This is a genomic window from Hymenobacter sp. AT01-02, assembly GCF_000961955.2.
In the GTDB taxonomy this organism is placed as follows: Bacteria; Bacteroidota; Bacteroidia; order Cytophagales; family Hymenobacteraceae; genus Hymenobacter; species Hymenobacter mucosus.
The window spans coordinates 1-760 of the sequence record NZ_JZIR02000066.1 but is presented as its reverse complement, the minus strand read 5'-3'; the positions used below and the strand labels follow the sequence as shown (position 1 = coordinate 760).

At 55.5% G+C, this 760-nt stretch carries 1 protein-coding gene; it reads right to left on the bottom strand.

All coding sequences use genetic code 11. The annotated features are described in order from the left end of the window. A partial coding sequence (locus tag VI25_RS25250; protein ID WP_161806971.1) for a hypothetical protein occupies positions 1-760 on the bottom strand: 760 nt, incomplete at both ends.

Below are 760 nucleotides of genomic sequence, written 5' to 3'. Positions count from 1 at the left end.
GCCCCGTGTTCTTTAGCGTGAGGTTTTTGCTAACTGTTACGGCTTCGTCGTACATAGCTTCCGCCACGTTTACGGTGCCGTTTTCCACTACCAACGTCACGCCCTCTTGCAGGCGACCAGCATCGCCCGCCGTGGGGCAGGAGCGGTCTACGTGCAAGACGGTAAGCATGGGCTGAAATCCTGCATTGGTGGTGGCATCGGTTGGGGCATCCAGAAAAGGTGAGTAGTCAATGCGGCCGTTACCATCAAAGGAAGATTGCTCGGCAAAGCCGTTCGGGGCACCAAGGGTTACAACCAGCCCGCCCGTGCCACTAGCGCCCCGCACGGCCGCGAAGGTGTTGTTGCCTAGCCAGTTCAGGCCAGCTTCTACTACGTTGGTCAGGTTAACGCCCCGCAAGGCCGTCGTGCAGCTATCAATCCGATTCTGACGAATGCTGTCGCCAGCTGAAATCAACGGCAGGCCGCGGTCAATGTCGAAAAAAGGAGTGAAGCCTATCGTGGGAGATGCTGGCCTATCCTGAATCTGCACACCGCGCTGGCACTGCGCTAATATGTTGTTGAATACCTTGTTGTTGAGACCCTCTAGTACTATGCCGAAGCCATTAATCTCGAAGCCAGTACTGGAACGATAGCCCCGCACCGTATTACCCTGAATAAACGCTCCTCCCGTTAGTAAATCACCGTTTACACCGGCTCCCGTCGCAATTACATTCCGGTCCCGATCAATGAAGGCAATACCGGCATTTTCCTCTCGGAGCAC